The organism is Burkholderia sp. Bp9004 (assembly GCF_003858025.1).
Lineage (GTDB): Bacteria > Pseudomonadota > Gammaproteobacteria > Burkholderiales > Burkholderiaceae > Burkholderia > Burkholderia diffusa.
Window position 1 is genome coordinate 1 of sequence record NZ_QTQD01000039.1, and the last position, 14723, is coordinate 14723.

Annotated in this window: 12 protein-coding genes and 4 pseudogenes; 9 read left to right on the forward strand and 7 right to left on the reverse strand. The window is 58.4% G+C overall.

Annotated features, from left to right (window positions below):
* The 8 genes and pseudogenes from DIE08_RS30805 to DIE08_RS36595 form a co-directional block, all read left to right on the forward strand.
* A partial coding sequence (locus DIE08_RS30805) for an IS3-like element ISBcen15 family transposase (RefSeq protein WP_124905373.1) occupies positions 1–873 on the forward strand: 873 nt, incomplete at its 5' end.
* A 78-nt stretch (positions 874–951) separates the two neighbouring features.
* Positions 952–1101 carry an IS66 family insertion sequence element accessory protein TnpB gene (gene tnpB, locus DIE08_RS36765; protein WP_409360421.1) on the forward strand — a complete coding sequence of 50 codons (150 nt, stop codon included), beginning with the start codon at positions 952–954 and terminating at the stop codon, positions 1099–1101.
* A 51-nt stretch (positions 1102–1152) separates the two neighbouring features.
* Positions 1153–2703, forward strand: a complete 1551-nt coding sequence (gene tnpC / locus DIE08_RS30815; RefSeq protein ID WP_124905377.1) for an IS66 family transposase — start codon at positions 1153–1155, stop codon at positions 2701–2703.
* Positions 2704–2796: 93 nt separating this feature from the next.
* Positions 2797–3294, forward strand: coding sequence for an adenylate kinase (locus DIE08_RS30820; RefSeq protein WP_260436594.1), 498 nt, complete (start codon positions 2797–2799; stop codon positions 3292–3294).
* A gap of 195 nt (positions 3295–3489) precedes the next feature.
* Positions 3490–3690: a tyrosine-type recombinase/integrase gene (locus DIE08_RS36410; protein ID WP_260436595.1), complete on the forward strand. Its 201-nt coding sequence runs from the start codon at positions 3490–3492 to the stop codon at positions 3688–3690.
* 103 nt (positions 3691–3793) lie between these two features.
* Entirely contained in the window at positions 3794–4039 is a 246-nt protein-coding gene (locus DIE08_RS30830) for an AbrB/MazE/SpoVT family DNA-binding domain-containing protein (protein WP_124905381.1), read from the forward strand.
* The gene (locus DIE08_RS30835) at positions 4036–4434 is read left to right on the forward strand and encodes a PIN domain-containing protein (RefSeq protein ID WP_124905383.1); all 399 of its coding nucleotides are present in this window, start codon (positions 4036–4038) and stop codon (positions 4432–4434) included. The genes DIE08_RS30830 and DIE08_RS30835 overlap by 4 nt, the downstream gene beginning before the upstream one ends.
* 278 nt (positions 4435–4712) lie before the next feature.
* Positions 4713–4895: pseudogene (locus DIE08_RS36595) on the forward strand (transposase); the annotation flags it as partial.
* A 173-nt stretch (positions 4896–5068) separates the two neighbouring features.
* On the opposite strand, the gene DIE08_RS30845 reads toward DIE08_RS36595, so the two are convergent.
* The 6 genes and pseudogenes from DIE08_RS30845 to DIE08_RS30880 all read right to left on the reverse strand — a co-directional run.
* A complete protein-coding gene (locus tag DIE08_RS30845) occupies positions 5069–6202 on the reverse strand; it encodes a porin (protein WP_124905385.1) in 1134 nt (377 codons plus the stop codon).
* A gap of 226 nt (positions 6203–6428) precedes the next feature.
* The gene (locus DIE08_RS30850; RefSeq protein WP_124905387.1) at positions 6429–8447 is read right to left on the reverse strand and encodes an ABC transporter permease; all 2019 of its coding nucleotides are present in this window, start codon (positions 8445–8447) and stop codon (positions 6429–6431) included.
* Positions 8447–9991 (reverse strand): sugar ABC transporter ATP-binding protein, encoded by a 1545-nt coding sequence (locus tag DIE08_RS30855; RefSeq protein WP_124905389.1) that lies wholly within the window; start codon positions 9989–9991, stop codon positions 8447–8449. Before DIE08_RS30855 ends, DIE08_RS30850 begins: the two co-directional genes overlap by 1 nt.
* A 62-nt stretch (positions 9992–10053) precedes the next feature.
* Positions 10054–11172: a sugar ABC transporter substrate-binding protein gene (locus DIE08_RS30860; protein WP_124905391.1), complete on the reverse strand. Its 1119-nt coding sequence runs from the start codon at positions 11170–11172 to the stop codon at positions 10054–10056.
* Between the two features lie 762 nt (positions 11173–11934).
* Positions 11935–12903, reverse strand: a pseudogene (locus DIE08_RS36770) (integrase core domain-containing protein); the annotation flags it as partial.
* A 63-nt stretch (positions 12904–12966) separates the two neighbouring features.
* Positions 12967–13210: pseudogene (locus DIE08_RS30880) on the reverse strand (transposase); the annotation flags it as partial.
* 50 nt (positions 13211–13260) lie between these two features.
* On the opposite strand from DIE08_RS30880, the pseudogene DIE08_RS30885 reads away from it, so the two are divergent.
* Positions 13261–13470: pseudogene (locus DIE08_RS30885) on the forward strand (transposase); the annotation flags it as partial.
* A gap of 168 nt (positions 13471–13638) precedes the next feature.
* Here DIE08_RS30885 and fabG read toward each other — a convergent pair.
* The gene (gene fabG / locus DIE08_RS30890; protein ID WP_124905393.1) at positions 13639–14379 is read right to left on the reverse strand and encodes a 3-oxoacyl-ACP reductase FabG; all 741 of its coding nucleotides are present in this window, start codon (positions 14377–14379) and stop codon (positions 13639–13641) included.
* Positions 14380–14723 lie beyond the last annotated feature (344 nt).

Sequence of the window (14723 nt, forward strand, 5' to 3'; positions counted from 1 at the left end):
AAAGCTCTGAAGCCTTCTCGGCGCCGTGAGCTTGTCACGGACTTGATGCAGCGTTTCGGCGCAAGCCAGCGGCAGACCTGCGCGTTGTTGCAACTGTCCCGCACGGTCTACCGTTACGAGTCGGTCGCGCGGGATCAAAGCGCGCTGGAGATGCGCATCAAGGAGATCACGGAAGTGCGGGTGCATTACGGCGCACCCCGCGTATACGTGATGCTTCGCCGGGAAGGCTGGCGAGACAACCATAAACGAGTCGAACGCGTGTATCGGGAACTCGGGCTTTCGTTGCGCCACAAACGACCTCGGCGGAACAAGTCGGCTCGGCGCAGGCAGCCAAAGCAGTCAGTGAGCGCAATCAACGAAATCTGGAGTATGGACTTCGTCGCCGATGCGCTGTTTGATGGTCGCCGCTTGCGCACGCTCACGATCGTGGACAACTACACGCGGGAATGCTTGGCGATTGAAGTCGACGGCTCATTGCGTGGCGAACACGTTGTCGCCGCGCTGACCCGGCTTGCGCAGCATCGTCCGCTTCCCCGCTATATCAAGGCAGACAATGGCAGCGAGTTCATTTCGAAGACGCTCGACAAATGGGCGTACGAGAACGGCGTGGAGATTGACTTCTCGCGTCCTGGCAAGCCGACCGACAACGCGAAGAATGAATCATTCAACGGACGCTTTCGGGAGGAATGCCTCAACGCACATTGGTTCTTGTCGCTGGAAGATGCCAGACGCAAAATCGAAGTCTGGCGCGAGTACTATAACGAGGCGCGTCCTCACTCTGCGCTGCAGTGGATGACACCGGCGGAATTCGCCCGCCAGTGCACCGATCGGGCCGATTTGGCCCGCCCCGAAGAGCCGGAATTTTCCAACTAAGACCGGGATGGAAATTGGGCTAGCCTCAGAGGTGACTTGCTGAAGTGTTTGTATTGGAGCGATGGCGGGCTATGCTTATTGGCGAAACGCCTTGAGAAAGGACGATTCGCGTGGCCACGTGCCGACTCCGGTGTGGTCGCGCTGACAACCGCCCAACTGTCGCTCTTACTCGAGGGCTTCGATTGGCGGCAACCGGTCGAAGCCGCACGTCCACGCAGCGCCTTGTAAACCATTGTTAACCCGTGATGTGGCGAGCGCGGGCAGTCGTAAACTGCGCCCATGGAATCGACCTCGACCACACTGCCAGACGACATTGATGCCCTGAAGGCAATGGTCGCCGAGCTGCGCCAGCAGCTCTCGTCGCGCACGCTCGAGATCGAACATCTGAAGCTGACCATCGCCAAGCTGCGCCGCATGCAGTTCGGCCGGAAGTCGGAGAAGCTGGATCGCCAGATCGAGCAGCTCGAATTGCGGCTGGAAGACCTGCAGGCCGACGAAGGCGCCGCCGATATGGCCGCCGCTCCTGCGGCACCACGTGCGCAGCGTGAAAGTGTCGGTCGCAAGCCGCTGCCGGACCACCTCGAACGCGAAGAGCGCGTCCATCTGCCCGCCAGTGACGGCTGTCCGGATTGCGGTGGGCTGCTCAAGCCGCTGGGCGAAGACGTCGCGGAACAGCTCGAGTACGTGCGGGCGCACTTCCGCGTGATCCGTCACCGTCGTCCGAAGCTGGCCTGCGCGTGCTGCGATCGCATCGTGCTGGCAGCGGCACCGAGCCGCCCGATCGACCGTGGCATCCCGGGCCCGGCGCTGCTCGCGCACATTGCCGTGTCGAAGTTCGCTTACCACATCCCGCTGCACCGCCAGGCAGTCATGTATGCGCGCGACGGCGTCGAGATCATTCCCGGCGCAATGGGCTACTGGATGGGCAGCATCGTGAGCTTGCTTGCGCCGCTGGTCGATGCGGTACGCCGCTATGCGCTGGCTGGCGGCAAGGTTCACGCGGACGATACGCCGCTGCCGGTACTGGCGCCCGGTAACGGCCGCACGAAGACAGGACGTCTGTGGGTTTATGTGCGAGATGACCGGCCCAGCGCCTGCGAAGAGCCGGCGGCGGTGTGGTTTGCCTACACGCCCGACCGACGTGGTGAGCATCCGCAGCAGCATCTCGCCGAGTTCGTTGGCGTGCTGCAGGCCGACGCGTTCGCCGGCTACGCCGAGCTGTATCGCGGCGGCACAATCCAGGAAGCCGCCTGTATGGCACACGCGTGCCGGAAGATACACGACCTACATGGGGTACGTCCCAACACGGTGACGGAGGAAGCGCTGCGTCGGATCGGCTCGCTCTACGAGATCGAAGAGCAGATCCGCGGCAAGCCACCCGACGAACGGCACCGCATGCGCCAGGCGCGAGCGGTGCCGCTACTCGACGACATGAAGCGGTGGTTCGACGCGACACTTACCACGCTCTCCGCGAAGTCGGACACGACCAAGGCGATCCAGTATGCGCTGAACCGCTGGCCGTCGCTGATCTACTACTGCAGCGACGGGCACGCAGAGATCGACAACCTGATCGCTGAACGAGCGCTGCGTGGCGTCGCAATCGGGAGGCGCAATTACTTGTCCGCCGGCGCCGACACGGGCGGCGAACGCGCGGCTGCGAGGTATAGCCTGATCGGCACGGCGCGCTTGAACGGCATCGATCCCGAGGCGTACCTCGCCTACGTGCTCGACCGCATCGCCGACCATCCGGCCAACCGCATCGACGAACTGCTGCCATGGAACGTGGCGCCGTCACTGTCGCCTACTGCTCGCGTCGAGCCCATCCGATAGCATCCCGCGTCCATCGCCAACAAGGTACGCTACGATATTGGCCGCGCGCATATGCCGAGAGCAGCCACTACGCTCCACAAGATGGGTCTCCGTATGAATTTGCTTAGAACGCTGATAGTGGGGAATTCGGGTTCGGGAAAAAGCTGGCTTGCCGAACGAATTGCGAATCGCATGGGATCACCCTGTATAGATTTGGATTCGATTCATTGGCTTCCAGGCGGGTACAACGTTGCCCGCGAGCGCAACGAGGCCTTACAGCTGCTGCGCGATGCCGCGAAAGCTGACCGCTGGGTGATTGAAGGAATATACGGCTCTCTCGTTAATGAGATCCGCACCGAATCTACCGCACTGATCTGGCTGTGTCTCGACGAAGTGGAATGCGTTGAGAACATTCGCCAACGCGGTATACGTCGCGGAGGAGACGCGGCTTCGTTCGCAGCGTTGTTGGATTGGGCCTCGACGTATCGCAGCCGTCAGGGACCGAGCTCGTACATCGGTCACCAGAAACTGTTTGACGACTACGGGGCAGACAAGCGGGTTCTTCGATCACGCAATGCTGTAACGGCCTTCTTGGACCCTCGGGAAACGTAGCGTGTCGCCGTCTCAGCGGTGCGCAGAATATGCCTATATCGAAACGGTAGTGTCAATACGGCGTTGGCTAGACGCTTACCATACAAAAAGGTGGCGCGTTCGAACTCCGTGTCAAGCGACGCGTCAACTTCGATGGCAAATCGGTCGACAATCTGGCCGCCGATAGTCTTCAGAGCTATGTGACCAGTCTGCACCGTGCTTGCAGGGCTGGGAGCCGGTTACAGCAGCCACACTGGCAGACGGACATTCGCCAGCCGACTGCTGGCGAGCGGACACCCGCTCGAAACGGTGCAGATTCTCTTGGGCCACGCTCACCTCGATCACGTTTCGCCGTATCTGGACGTGTCCGACCGCGACCGGCGCGAGGCTATCGCCGCGATTGATCTCGGCTGGTGACGTGTCGCCACGTCAGGGGTATCGTTGGCGATTGGACGCCTGCGGCTTGCCCTTGCTTTTCCATTTGCCTTACCTTAAAGTAAGGAATAATGGAGGTGTCGCAATGACAGCAGCAACTATCACTTCAAAGGGTCAGGTCACCATTCCGGTGGACGTCCGCAATCAGCTTGGCCTGGAGTCCGGAGACCGGATCGAATTCAGCTTCAACGAGGCAACGGGCCGGTATGAAATCTACCCGGCCACGCGCTCGCTTACGTCGCTTAAGGGCATCGTGAAAAAGCCCGCGCGACCGGTGTCGATCGAGGAAATGAATCGGGCCATCTCGGACCAAGGAGCATCCGCGAGATGATCGGATTGGATACGAACGTGCTGGTCCGCTACTTCGCCCAGGACGACGCCGTACAGTCGAGGAAGGCGACGGCGCTGATGGAGTCCCTGTCGGCCGAGCGGCCGGGATACGTTTCGCAGGTCGCCTTGGTCGAAGTTGTGTGGGTACTCGGGCGATGCTATGGCGTCGAGCGCGAGCAGATGAAGGACATCATCGACTCGATGATCGGCACCAAGGAACTGGCCGTTGAAGGTGCGGACACCGTGCGAAAGGCACTTCGCGTGCACGCGGCATCTTCAAAGGCGGATTTTGCAGACTGCCTGATCGAGCGTTCCGGCCATGCAGCCGATTGCGAGTACACAGCTACCTTTGATGTCGGGGCTGCCAAGGTCGCAGGGATGCAGTTGATCAAGTAATCACAGTGCAAGCCGATAAACAGGAAACCAACTTGGCGCGCTAGCTAGCGCCCCGCACGGCCGGCAGCCTGGCCTGTGAGCGGCGCCAGATAAATCGCCTTGTTGCGGACCGCGCCTTCGTCACGAATCTTGACCTGCAAGGCGTCAAAAAAATATCGATGATTGTCCGCACTACACTGCACCGAGTACCTGTCGACGGTCAGTATCCACCATGCCCGCCACCGCCCTGCAATTCGCGCTGCTCGCCAAGCATCAGAAAATCGCGTCCCTACGCCATCCGCGACGCGGTGCTTGCGCTTCAAACCGATACCCAGATGATTAGTCGGTATGCGCCGTTCGAGATACCACGGTGGCGGGAGAGCGATGGTCTACGGCGGCTTCTCGCGGCCTTCGAACGCGTGCTGCCACTGCGCAGACCATCGGATCTCGCACGACGCGAGATCGTTCAGTTTGTTCTGAGCTGTCCCCTCCACAGAGGGGACAGCTCCGTGGATCAGCAACATATCCTCGAAGCCGTCCTTGCTTCAGTGTCGCGCCGGGCATGGCGTCCGAGGCTCCGCGGAAGCGATTAGCCACTATCGCAAGACGCATATTCTCGAGCAGCGCGCTCTTCCGCTAGACCCAGCACAGTACCTCAGAATGCGTGCTTGATACCGACGCGTGCAAGCACTTGAGAACGATCGGACGAGATCCCGGCTGCCCCTGTAATGTAGGCGTTGTCAAGCAGGGTACCTGTACTGCCCGTTGCGTGTTGGTAGACGGCCTGGGCGTAGAAATCCGTCCGCTTCGACAGAAAATAGTCGACCATCAGTCCGCCTTGGTGCCACTTCGGCTTCGAAGTTCCTGTGCTTGCATTAAAGCGAGCATCCGTGAATGTATACATCGCGAGCGCGAACAACGTCGGTGAAAATTGATAGCGTCCGTTGATTTCAAAGTTATCGAACTTCAGCGAACTCACTCCAGCGGGAAGCGTCCCGAGATAGGCCGAACCCGTCGGATTGTCCAGTTCGGAGTGAGTGTAGTTGACCCCGAACGTTGCGGACTGCCAGGTATACGTGATGGCCCCGCCCCAGATGCGTTGTCGACCTGCAATGAAATTTGTGTCATCCGTCGATAATGCGCCGCTGGCATTACGGCCCGGATTGTTGGCCTGGAGGTACGCAAAAGCGGCTGATAGCGGACCACCGATGTATCGTACGCCCACACTGTAAGAGCGATTGTTCGAGAAACCACCCGCCTGGTTGCTGAACGCATATGCGCCGCCAAAGCTAAAGCCGCCATAGTTTCCACTGGTGTATTTGATCGCGTTATTAAATCTAAATGAGTTATCGGTATTATCGTTGTCGTACGGATGCGAAAATGGCCAACCCGCGAAGCCACCGTTCGCGGTGAGCGGACCTAGGTAGTCCACCACGGAGTCATATTGGCGGCCAGCGGTAAACGTGCCGAACTCATTGCTTCGGATGCCGACGAACGCCTGGCGGCCGAACATACGGCCCGACTGGCCGAGCGACCCCGAATTTAGGTCGAAGCCGTTCTCGAGCGTAAAGACGGCATCGTAGCCCCCGCCCAGGCCTTCGGAACCTTTCAAACCCCAACGGTCACCAGCAACCCATCCGCTTTGCATCTGCCACGCCTGGCGACCGCCGGCGTTGTTCGTGAAGCCGATACCTTCATCGATAAGGCCGTACAGCGTTACGCCACCTTCCGCGAAAGAGCTGGTCGTCGCCAGCATGGAAAGGAAAATGATGGATAGTTTCGCTTTCATAAAGTCTCCAAATTTGGTTGATTTTTAATGATTAGAAAGTCATTCTGGTTTGGTAATTTAATATTTTTCGATACGGACTCCATATTAAATATCGAGATATAGAATTTACTGCAATTGAAATTGGATATTTATTTTTTCTTCGCGACAGCGACTGCCCGCAAGTTGCGTTATCCGGCGAACGTCCCAAGACAGGACGCTTTGTCGATTTTCGAAGGGTCGCCGTCTGTCAGTAGGATCGCTTTTCGCGCATAGCTATTACTGCGATCAGCACTACGATCCCGTATACGATGCTGCGTGCCGCGGCGGGCAGGGTCGAGCCCGAAAGCAGCGTGGCCAGCGCCGTGAGCATCAGGGCACCTCCTAACATTCCGGCGTAGTGCCCTCGACCGCCGGTCATCAACGTGCCGCCCACGACAACGACTGCAATCGATGTAAGCAGGTACGGATCGCCCATATCGTTAAACGCCTGACCGGTAAAACCGCTGAGCATCACGCCGACCAGTGCGCTGCAGAGTCCGCTGAGCATATAGGTTGCGACTAATACGCCCTTTACAGGTACACCTGCGAATTCCGCGGAGACAGGATTACTTCCGACGGCGAAAAGGCGGCGACCGAAAACCGTTGAATGAACCAGGAAAACCGCGATTACCACGAACGCAACCAGCGCGAAGATCACCGGCGTAACTCCCAACAGCCGTCCAGTCATGACCCATCTCACGAAGGAAGGCGCGAAACCGGTGGGCGCCCCGTCGGTGTAGACAAGGGCGACACCTTGCAGGATGCCGTTCGCTGCCAGCGTCATGATCAACGGCGGAATCCTGAGGTACGAGATACCAATTCCGTTCAATGCGCCAATGACGGCGCCCATCAGCAACACGGCCGGAATGGCCCAGACCGCCGCCATATTCGATCCATTCGTCACACCCGTAAGCACAACACCGGCAAGCGTGATGGTGAATGGCACCGAGAGGTCGAGTCCCCCGCTAAGAACGACGGCGCCCTGCCCAAGCGCCAATACCGCGAGGAATGACGCAAGCACGAGCATCGAGCTAAAATAGCTGCCCAATGCAATTTCCGAGTTGAGCGCCAGCGTCAGGCAGACGAGGAAGAGCAAGCCAATGAATGGGGGCAGCACGAGCCGCAATGTTGGTGCGCTGTACCGCAAGCGCTCCTTGACCGATGGTTTGGGCAGCGCTTGCTGCGCATTCATCGGAGTCCGTAGCACGATCTGCCGACGACGAAATGCACCACGAATGGCCAGCCTCGCGAGGATATCGCCGGGGTTGGATGAACCCAAAACCGCGAAAAGCAAGATGAAACCTTCAACGATCGTGCTGTAGTAGGTCGAAACGTTCAACACCAGCAACATATTTGCGATCAGGGTTACTGAAAAGGCCCCCGCAACGGTGCCGACGCAGCCGCCCCGTCCGCCGCCCAACGGCGTGCCTCCCAATACCACGGCGACGAAAATGGGCAGCAACATGCCAGCACCAGCAAGCGGGTCCCCGCCACCTGTCTGAGCAGAAAAGAAGACCCCCGCCGCGCCGCAGAAGCTACCTGCGATCACGTAAAGCCAAAACCGTGTTGCACGCGTCGGAAGAGATTTCAAGTGTGCCGCCGATTCGTCGCTACCCACCGCGTACAGAGCGGTACCGAAACGGCTTTGTTTCAGCACGAGCCACACTGCCAGTCCGAGCACGACCACAACGAGCGGCATTGGTATCCGTCCACCGAGCGCGTCCCCGGCGAGAAACGCTGTGAAGTCCTGGGAAACAGCCCCGCCTGGCTGCTTCATGATTAGCAGCGTGACGCCCTGTGTGATGAACATTGTTGCCAGTGTGACGACTACCGGCTGGAGTCGAACGTATGCAATGAAGAAGCCATTGAGCGCGCCCACGCCCGCGCCCGCGGCGATCGCAATAACTGCCCACAGGGTCAGCGAACTCGTGGTGTTTCCCACATTCGCAATAAAGAGACAGTTGCTCAGCGACAGCACTGCCCCGGCGGACAGATCCAGCCCGCCGCCGATAATGACGATCGTTTCACCGATGGCCGCTAGCGCGAGGCTGGCGGTACTTGACGCAGTCGTCGCCAGATCGCTGTATCCGAATGGTTGTGAAAGGCTGATGTCGAGCGCGCCAAAGACGACCGCCAGAACTGCGATCGCAACCAGCAAGCCCCGGTGCTGTCGGATGTGGAATTTGCGCGAGCGTGAGCCATACGGCCGGTTTGCAATGGTAGACATCAGGCATGCTCCCTCATATCTTGGAGTCCGGATAACGACCATCCCCCAAGCATTGCGGTGGTAATTTCGTATTCCGAGGCGGTTCGACCATCCATCTCCGCAACAACTCGCCCGGCGTACATCACGAGAATCCGGTCGCAGAGATTAGCTACTTCCGGAATCTCGGTCGAATGCAACAGCACTGCGCCTCCCGAAGAGAGGTAGTCGTGTATGACCTGATAGATCTCGAACTTCGCGCCGACATCGACGCCGCGAGTTGGATCGAAGAGAAGTAGTACTCGGCTTTCTGCGAGCAACCATTTTGCAAGGACGAATTTCTGTTGATTGCCTCCGCTGAAAGCGGAGGCAGGTTCGACCAGGCCGCGCAAATTCCCACTTACACGCTTGAGAGCATTCGCTACAGCTACATCTTCGGCAACGCGGTCTATTCGACCCCATCGAGAGAATTGCGAGATGGTTGGCAGAGAAATGTTTTCACGACCGGAAAGATTAAGCGCGAGGCCTTCAGTCTTGCGCTCCTCAGGAACCAGACTGAGACCCACACGAGCATCGATGGCGTCCTGCGGGGTTCTAATGTTCACGTGTCTTCCGTCGATCGTCACGTGCCCCCCGGTTTTCGGAGCCAGGCCGAACAAAGACTTGAATAGCTCCAGTTGGCCCATGCCCTGCAGCGCGACGACACCAAGGCACTCACCGGGACGAATACCAAACGAAACGTCGTGAAGACGACTGCCTGAACCAAGATGCTCGACTTTCAGGCGGGGTTGCGCAGAGCGGTCGGGAAGAGGGCGCCGTGTAGGGAAGACAGAGCCCAGCGTCCGACCCATAATGAGACGAAAGACTTCTTCGTCTGGAATCTCGTCGGTCGTGTATGTGCCGACACACTCGCCATTACGCAATATCGACAAGCTTGAGCAGAACTCGCGCACTTCGGGCATGCGATGTGTAATCAGCACGATCGTGATACCCAACTTCCGACACTCCTCGATCCTCCGCCCCAGCCACACCACATCGTCGCTTGTAAGCGCCGAGGTCGGTTCGTCAAGCAGCAGTACCTTTGGCTCCTGGGAGATTGCATAAGCAATCTCCAGCTTCTGCCGCACGCTCAGATCGAGCTCGCCGACAATAGCGTTGGGATCGATGTCGCCGAGTTCGAAATGTTGGAGAATTTCACGGGATTTCCGGCGGCACACTCTTCGCAGGCGAAGGCCAAAGCGCGTCGGTTCATTCGGCATGAGCATGTTTTGCGCGACACTCAGGTGCGGCACCTGCGAAAGCTCCTGAAACGCCGTTGCGATGCCGGCCGTCTTTGCATGGTGCGGCCGGGAAAGCGACACTTCTCTTCCCATCACCTTGATAGCACCGGCATTGGGTTGCGTTATACCGCTCAGGACCTTGATGAGCGTGGACTTGCCAGCACCATTTTCGCCCAGGATTGCATGTACCGCGGAACGCTGTATCCGCAGACTCACGCCACTGAGAGCGACCGTTGCGCCGAACTTTTTCGTCACGCCTTCGAGCTCAATTGCTGGAGTGTCTTTCATCTTTTAGTCTGGCCTGCTGGGAAACTGTGTGCCCGACTTTTGGGCCGGGCACGTATGCAAGTTCATTTCGGTTCCGGCTCACGCTTGAGCGCAGCAGCCAACCCGATCTCCGGCGTTTCGGGACTGTATATATTCGCGAACCACCCCGGTGCCACCAATTTCGGATCGAACGTGTTGCAACCGTCCCTCATCTCCGACCAGGAACCGGTCTTGCAGAGCTTCACGGTGTCGGGCGTGACTACAGCGAGCGGCATGACGGTGGTCTTGGCGACAGCCTGCCCCGCGAGCACCTTCAGCGCGAGCTTCAGAGCAAGCGCGCCAGCAGCCGGGTGACTTTCAATTGAAATGCCAGGAGCGCCCAACGGGGCATAGTTGCCTTTGCCCGCCATCTGCGTATCCGGCTTCAGCATCGCCACACGCATTCCGTTCGTGCCTTCGGAACCGCACGGCACCAGCTTGCCAGCGGGAACGCCGGATTCCCGCTGCATCGACCACGAGACGTAGCAGGCCGCTCCTCCCCACACGCCATCGACATCGGCCCATTTACGGGTTGACAGCGTCTCGGTAAGAGCCTTTCGGGCGACCGCCGCCGACCACATTCCGTTGGGCTCGCCAACGATCTTGATTGCTGGGTACTTCTTGAAGACCTCATGCGCTGCATCATTGCGCTCGGTGTCAACCGTCGTACCTGGCACGCCGGTGATGAAGATGAGATTTCCCTTGTGATTCATCTTCGCGGCGACCCACTCGGCGCTGTCGGTCGCCAGCTTCTTTTGGTCCGTGAAAACGTTGTACGCGCACGGCTCCGTGACCTTGGAATCGTACGCAAATACGACGACATGTTTGGCGCAAGCGTTTCGGATAGCCGGGTTAAGTGCGGTAGGCGAAATCGGATAGACGATGATCGCGTTCGCGCCGGCCTGGACCATCGCATTGATCTGTTGAATTTGCCGCTGAACATCGGTGCCAGAAATCTGCGTCTTGAGGTCGACCTTGTCGCTGTATGCTTTGGCCATGGCCTCGACCATGTTCTGCGCTTCTGTCTGCCAGTCGTTGCCCGAGTAGCTCATACTGAGGAATACTTTGTACTTTCCTGCAGCCTGAGCAACCAATGGAACTGTGAGCGTGGTCGCGAAGAGCGTCGCAGCGGCGCCGGCGGCAACCAGTCGTGAAATTCGCATGTATGTCTCCAAACCTTTTTGCTTTTTAGCGCGCAATATGACGGGGCATCTGCGCGGGTCCAGCTCTGCTCCGAACACGGAGAGAGTTGAAACGATAGTATGTAGCAGCAAATCGCTAGGCGAGGTCGTTTTCGGACACGAAAAAGTGCCGAGCGGACATGAACCCGTATCGGGAGCCGAAAGCCTTGTGGCAAGGGGCTCAGCGCCTCCTCAGTGCTTTCCCTAGACGGAGATGCCGAAGCCGTTTCTGAGCGAGATTCCGGGAAATATGGATGTAACAGAGGCTCTGGCTTGCATCTAAGCCGTGATTTCGCGCATCAGCAACCTGGACCGATTGGCCGATGCTCTTTATCTAAGTAATCACCTATTTAAACGTAGTCCTTATTGTTACAGAAAGCCAGTGGAGTTGCCCCTGTATCTCCGGACACGCGCTAGAACAAACTTGTCAATATTGCGAATCAGGTGTTCGACAGATGTCCGTAATGACGCCATCTGCGAAGACCTTGCCCTCCCACATCTGGATTTCCTTGCCGACAGCGAGAAGTGGGGCAACCGGGGCGAAGGACAGAAACTTTACCGGTACATCGTGTTTGTGACCAAGTTCGAGAAGTCGACCTTCCAGCAGCCAGCGACAGTCGAAGTGCCGACCCTCGATGACCAGGGGGCAACCGAAGTGCGTACCCGGATTTACGAACACCGGCCCATATCGTCCTCGCTCGGCCGTGGTTCTGAGCCGAAGGCGAAGTAGCACATCAGGTTGCATCAGACTCCCTCCCTGACCATAGTTCGCCTGAACTCACGCGGAGAGCGATATTTCAAGGCGCTATGTGGATGCTGCTCGTTGTAATGCTCAAAGACGATGGCGAGATTGCGTACGGCCGTCGCCGCGTCGGGCTTCGGCATGAAGGTCACGTAGTCGCGTTTCATCTTCTTCCCGAAGCTCTCCGCCATGGCGTTACTTTGTGGGCTGCACACCGGCGTCGTCAATGGCTTCAGGCCGATGTCGGCAGCGACGGTGCGTGTCTTCTCGGCAATGTAGCCCGAGCCGTTATCCGTAAGCCATTCGATCTCCGCTGGCGCCTTCGGGGCGTCGCCAAAGCGACGTTCGACGGCCTCGAGCATCACGTCACGCACGATGTTCCCGCTGTAGCCGCCGGTCGTCGCCGCCCAGCTCATCGCTTCGCGGTCGCAGCAGTCCAATGCAAACGTCACTCTCAGCGGTTCGCCGTTGTCGCACCGAAACTCGAAGCCGTCTCAACTCTGGCCGGTCCAATTCATTGCTGCGCGTCCCACGCCCATGACCTCTCCGTACTCGCCGAGCAAGCCTCTCAGACAGTTAGGTCGAGAGCGTCGAAATATAACAAGTTGCTGTCGAATACGATGCAGTGCCAGAACCGCTTGCTGGGCCTCGGTCTTCACCGGGACGGCTTTCGCGCCTGGATATCGTGCTGCCGCCCAGATTGCGCGAGCGGCGGCGACATCGTTTTTGTTTCCTGACACGAACGCTTTGACCAGTTTGCCTGGCATCAATTTGACCTGGTGGCCGAGCTCCGTGAGACGGCGTGCCCAGTGCTGTGAGCCGCCGCATGCCTCCATGCCAATGAGACAGGGCTCACGATTGGCGAAGTGCTCGAGAAAATCGCTGCGGCGCAGTTGCTTGTCGAACATCTCGCCGGTGTCCGCAGCGATCCAGTGCAGTTGGAAGAGCCGCTTGGCGATGTCGACGCCTACGACCGTCGGTTCCACTTGCGTTCTCCTGGTTGAACGCCTCCTCATTATGCGATGAGGAGGCGTCCATACCATTCTTGCCCAGCAGCCGTTGCAGCTCCTTGATTTGCTTGAGCGGGACGGCCAATTCCGGGGCCGGCACAACTTCCTCACCGGCACTTACCGCTGAGAGGCTGCCGTCGTGATAGAGCTTGCGCCAATGGAACAACTGATTCGGATTCACGCCGTGCAGGCGAACCACCATCGAGACCGTCTTGCTCGGCGCGAAGGCCTCCCTGACCATTGAGCGGCCCCCAGTAAACAGTGCCATGATGTAAGCGAGTTTTCGGCGGACGTTTCCAGTAAGAAAGGAGCCGTACGATGAAACGCAAGCGCTTCAGTGTCGAGCAGATAGTGGCGGTGTTGAAACAGGCGGAAGCAGGGATGCCGGTAGCGGAGCTGATTCGTCACTTGGGCATTTCGGAGCAAACCTTCTATCGCCGGGAGAAGGTGTACGCCGGTTTGCAGACGGACCAGGTGCGGCAGCTCAAGCAGCTTCAGGACGAGAGCGCGCAACTGAAGAAGGTGGTCGTGTGCCGCTCTGGCACATCGGCGGTCATTGCTCGTGCCTCGGCGCCGTTGAACAGACTTGGCGCCCCGGCATGACGTACCTGCGGTTGACGTCACCGAAGGTAGCGGCATGCCGGTATGGTTGGGTCTCGGCACGAGGGCAATGCGCGTTAGTACAGGCCTAGCTTGTCAAAGCGTCATACCTCCGGACGCCTCGATGACGGCGCCGTTGATGTAGCTGGCCTCATCGCTCGCGAGGAAGGCATAGATATTGGCAATTTCCGCTGGCTTGCCTAGACGGCGCAACGGAACCTGGCTGCGCATCTTTTCTAACACGTCATCCGGGACTGTAGAAAGGATAGGCGTTTCGACAAATCCCGGCGCGACGGCGTTGACTCGGATGCCCTTTGGTCCGAGTTCGCGACTCCAGGTCTTGGTGAATCCAATGACGCCAAACTTTGCAGCAGCGTAGTTTGTCTGCCCATAATTTCCGTAGATTCCAACGACCGAGCTTGCGTTGAGTACTACGCCTGATCGTTGTTCGAGCATGCAGTCGATCACGGCCTGCGTGGCATGAAATACACCACGCAAATTCACATCGATGACCTGATCGAACTGCTCGAGCGTCATTTTCTGAAGACGAGCGTCACGCGTGATACCGGCATTGTTTACAAGCACATCAATTCGGCCGAACTGCGCAAGCACTGACGCCACCATCTCGTCGACCGATTCACGATTCGAAACGTTGACGGAAAATCCGATAGCGGTCGCACCCACCTTGCGGCAGTCCTCCACAACTGAAGCTACCGCGTCTGCGTTGAGATCGCATAAGACAACAGTTGCTCCCTCCTTAGCGAATTTCAACGCCGTCGCGGCCCCGATTCCTTGGCCAGCACCGGTGATGATGGTCACCTTCCCATTCAGTCTCATTTGTCATTCGTCCTTCTAAGTAAATCATGTTGTAACCACGGCGGAAATGGTTGAATTTTCGACCGTTCCCGTCGTAGCTGTCTGCAACGCGAAATACGGGTCGTCGCCCTTTTGGGAAATATCGACTGACGCGGCGAACCGTTTGCGCGAACTAACGTCGAGACGGCAAATTCTTACTCGGCGCACGAAGCAGCATGCTGTTGATGATAGTTTTGGGAGCGGGCTAATGTAAGGTCAATTTCGGACTACGAAGAGTCTATTTAGGACGGTAAGGATGGATTCCTATTGTCGTACCTGTCAGTCAACCACCGCCGCCACCCAGGAGATGGCGGCGCAGCAGTCTG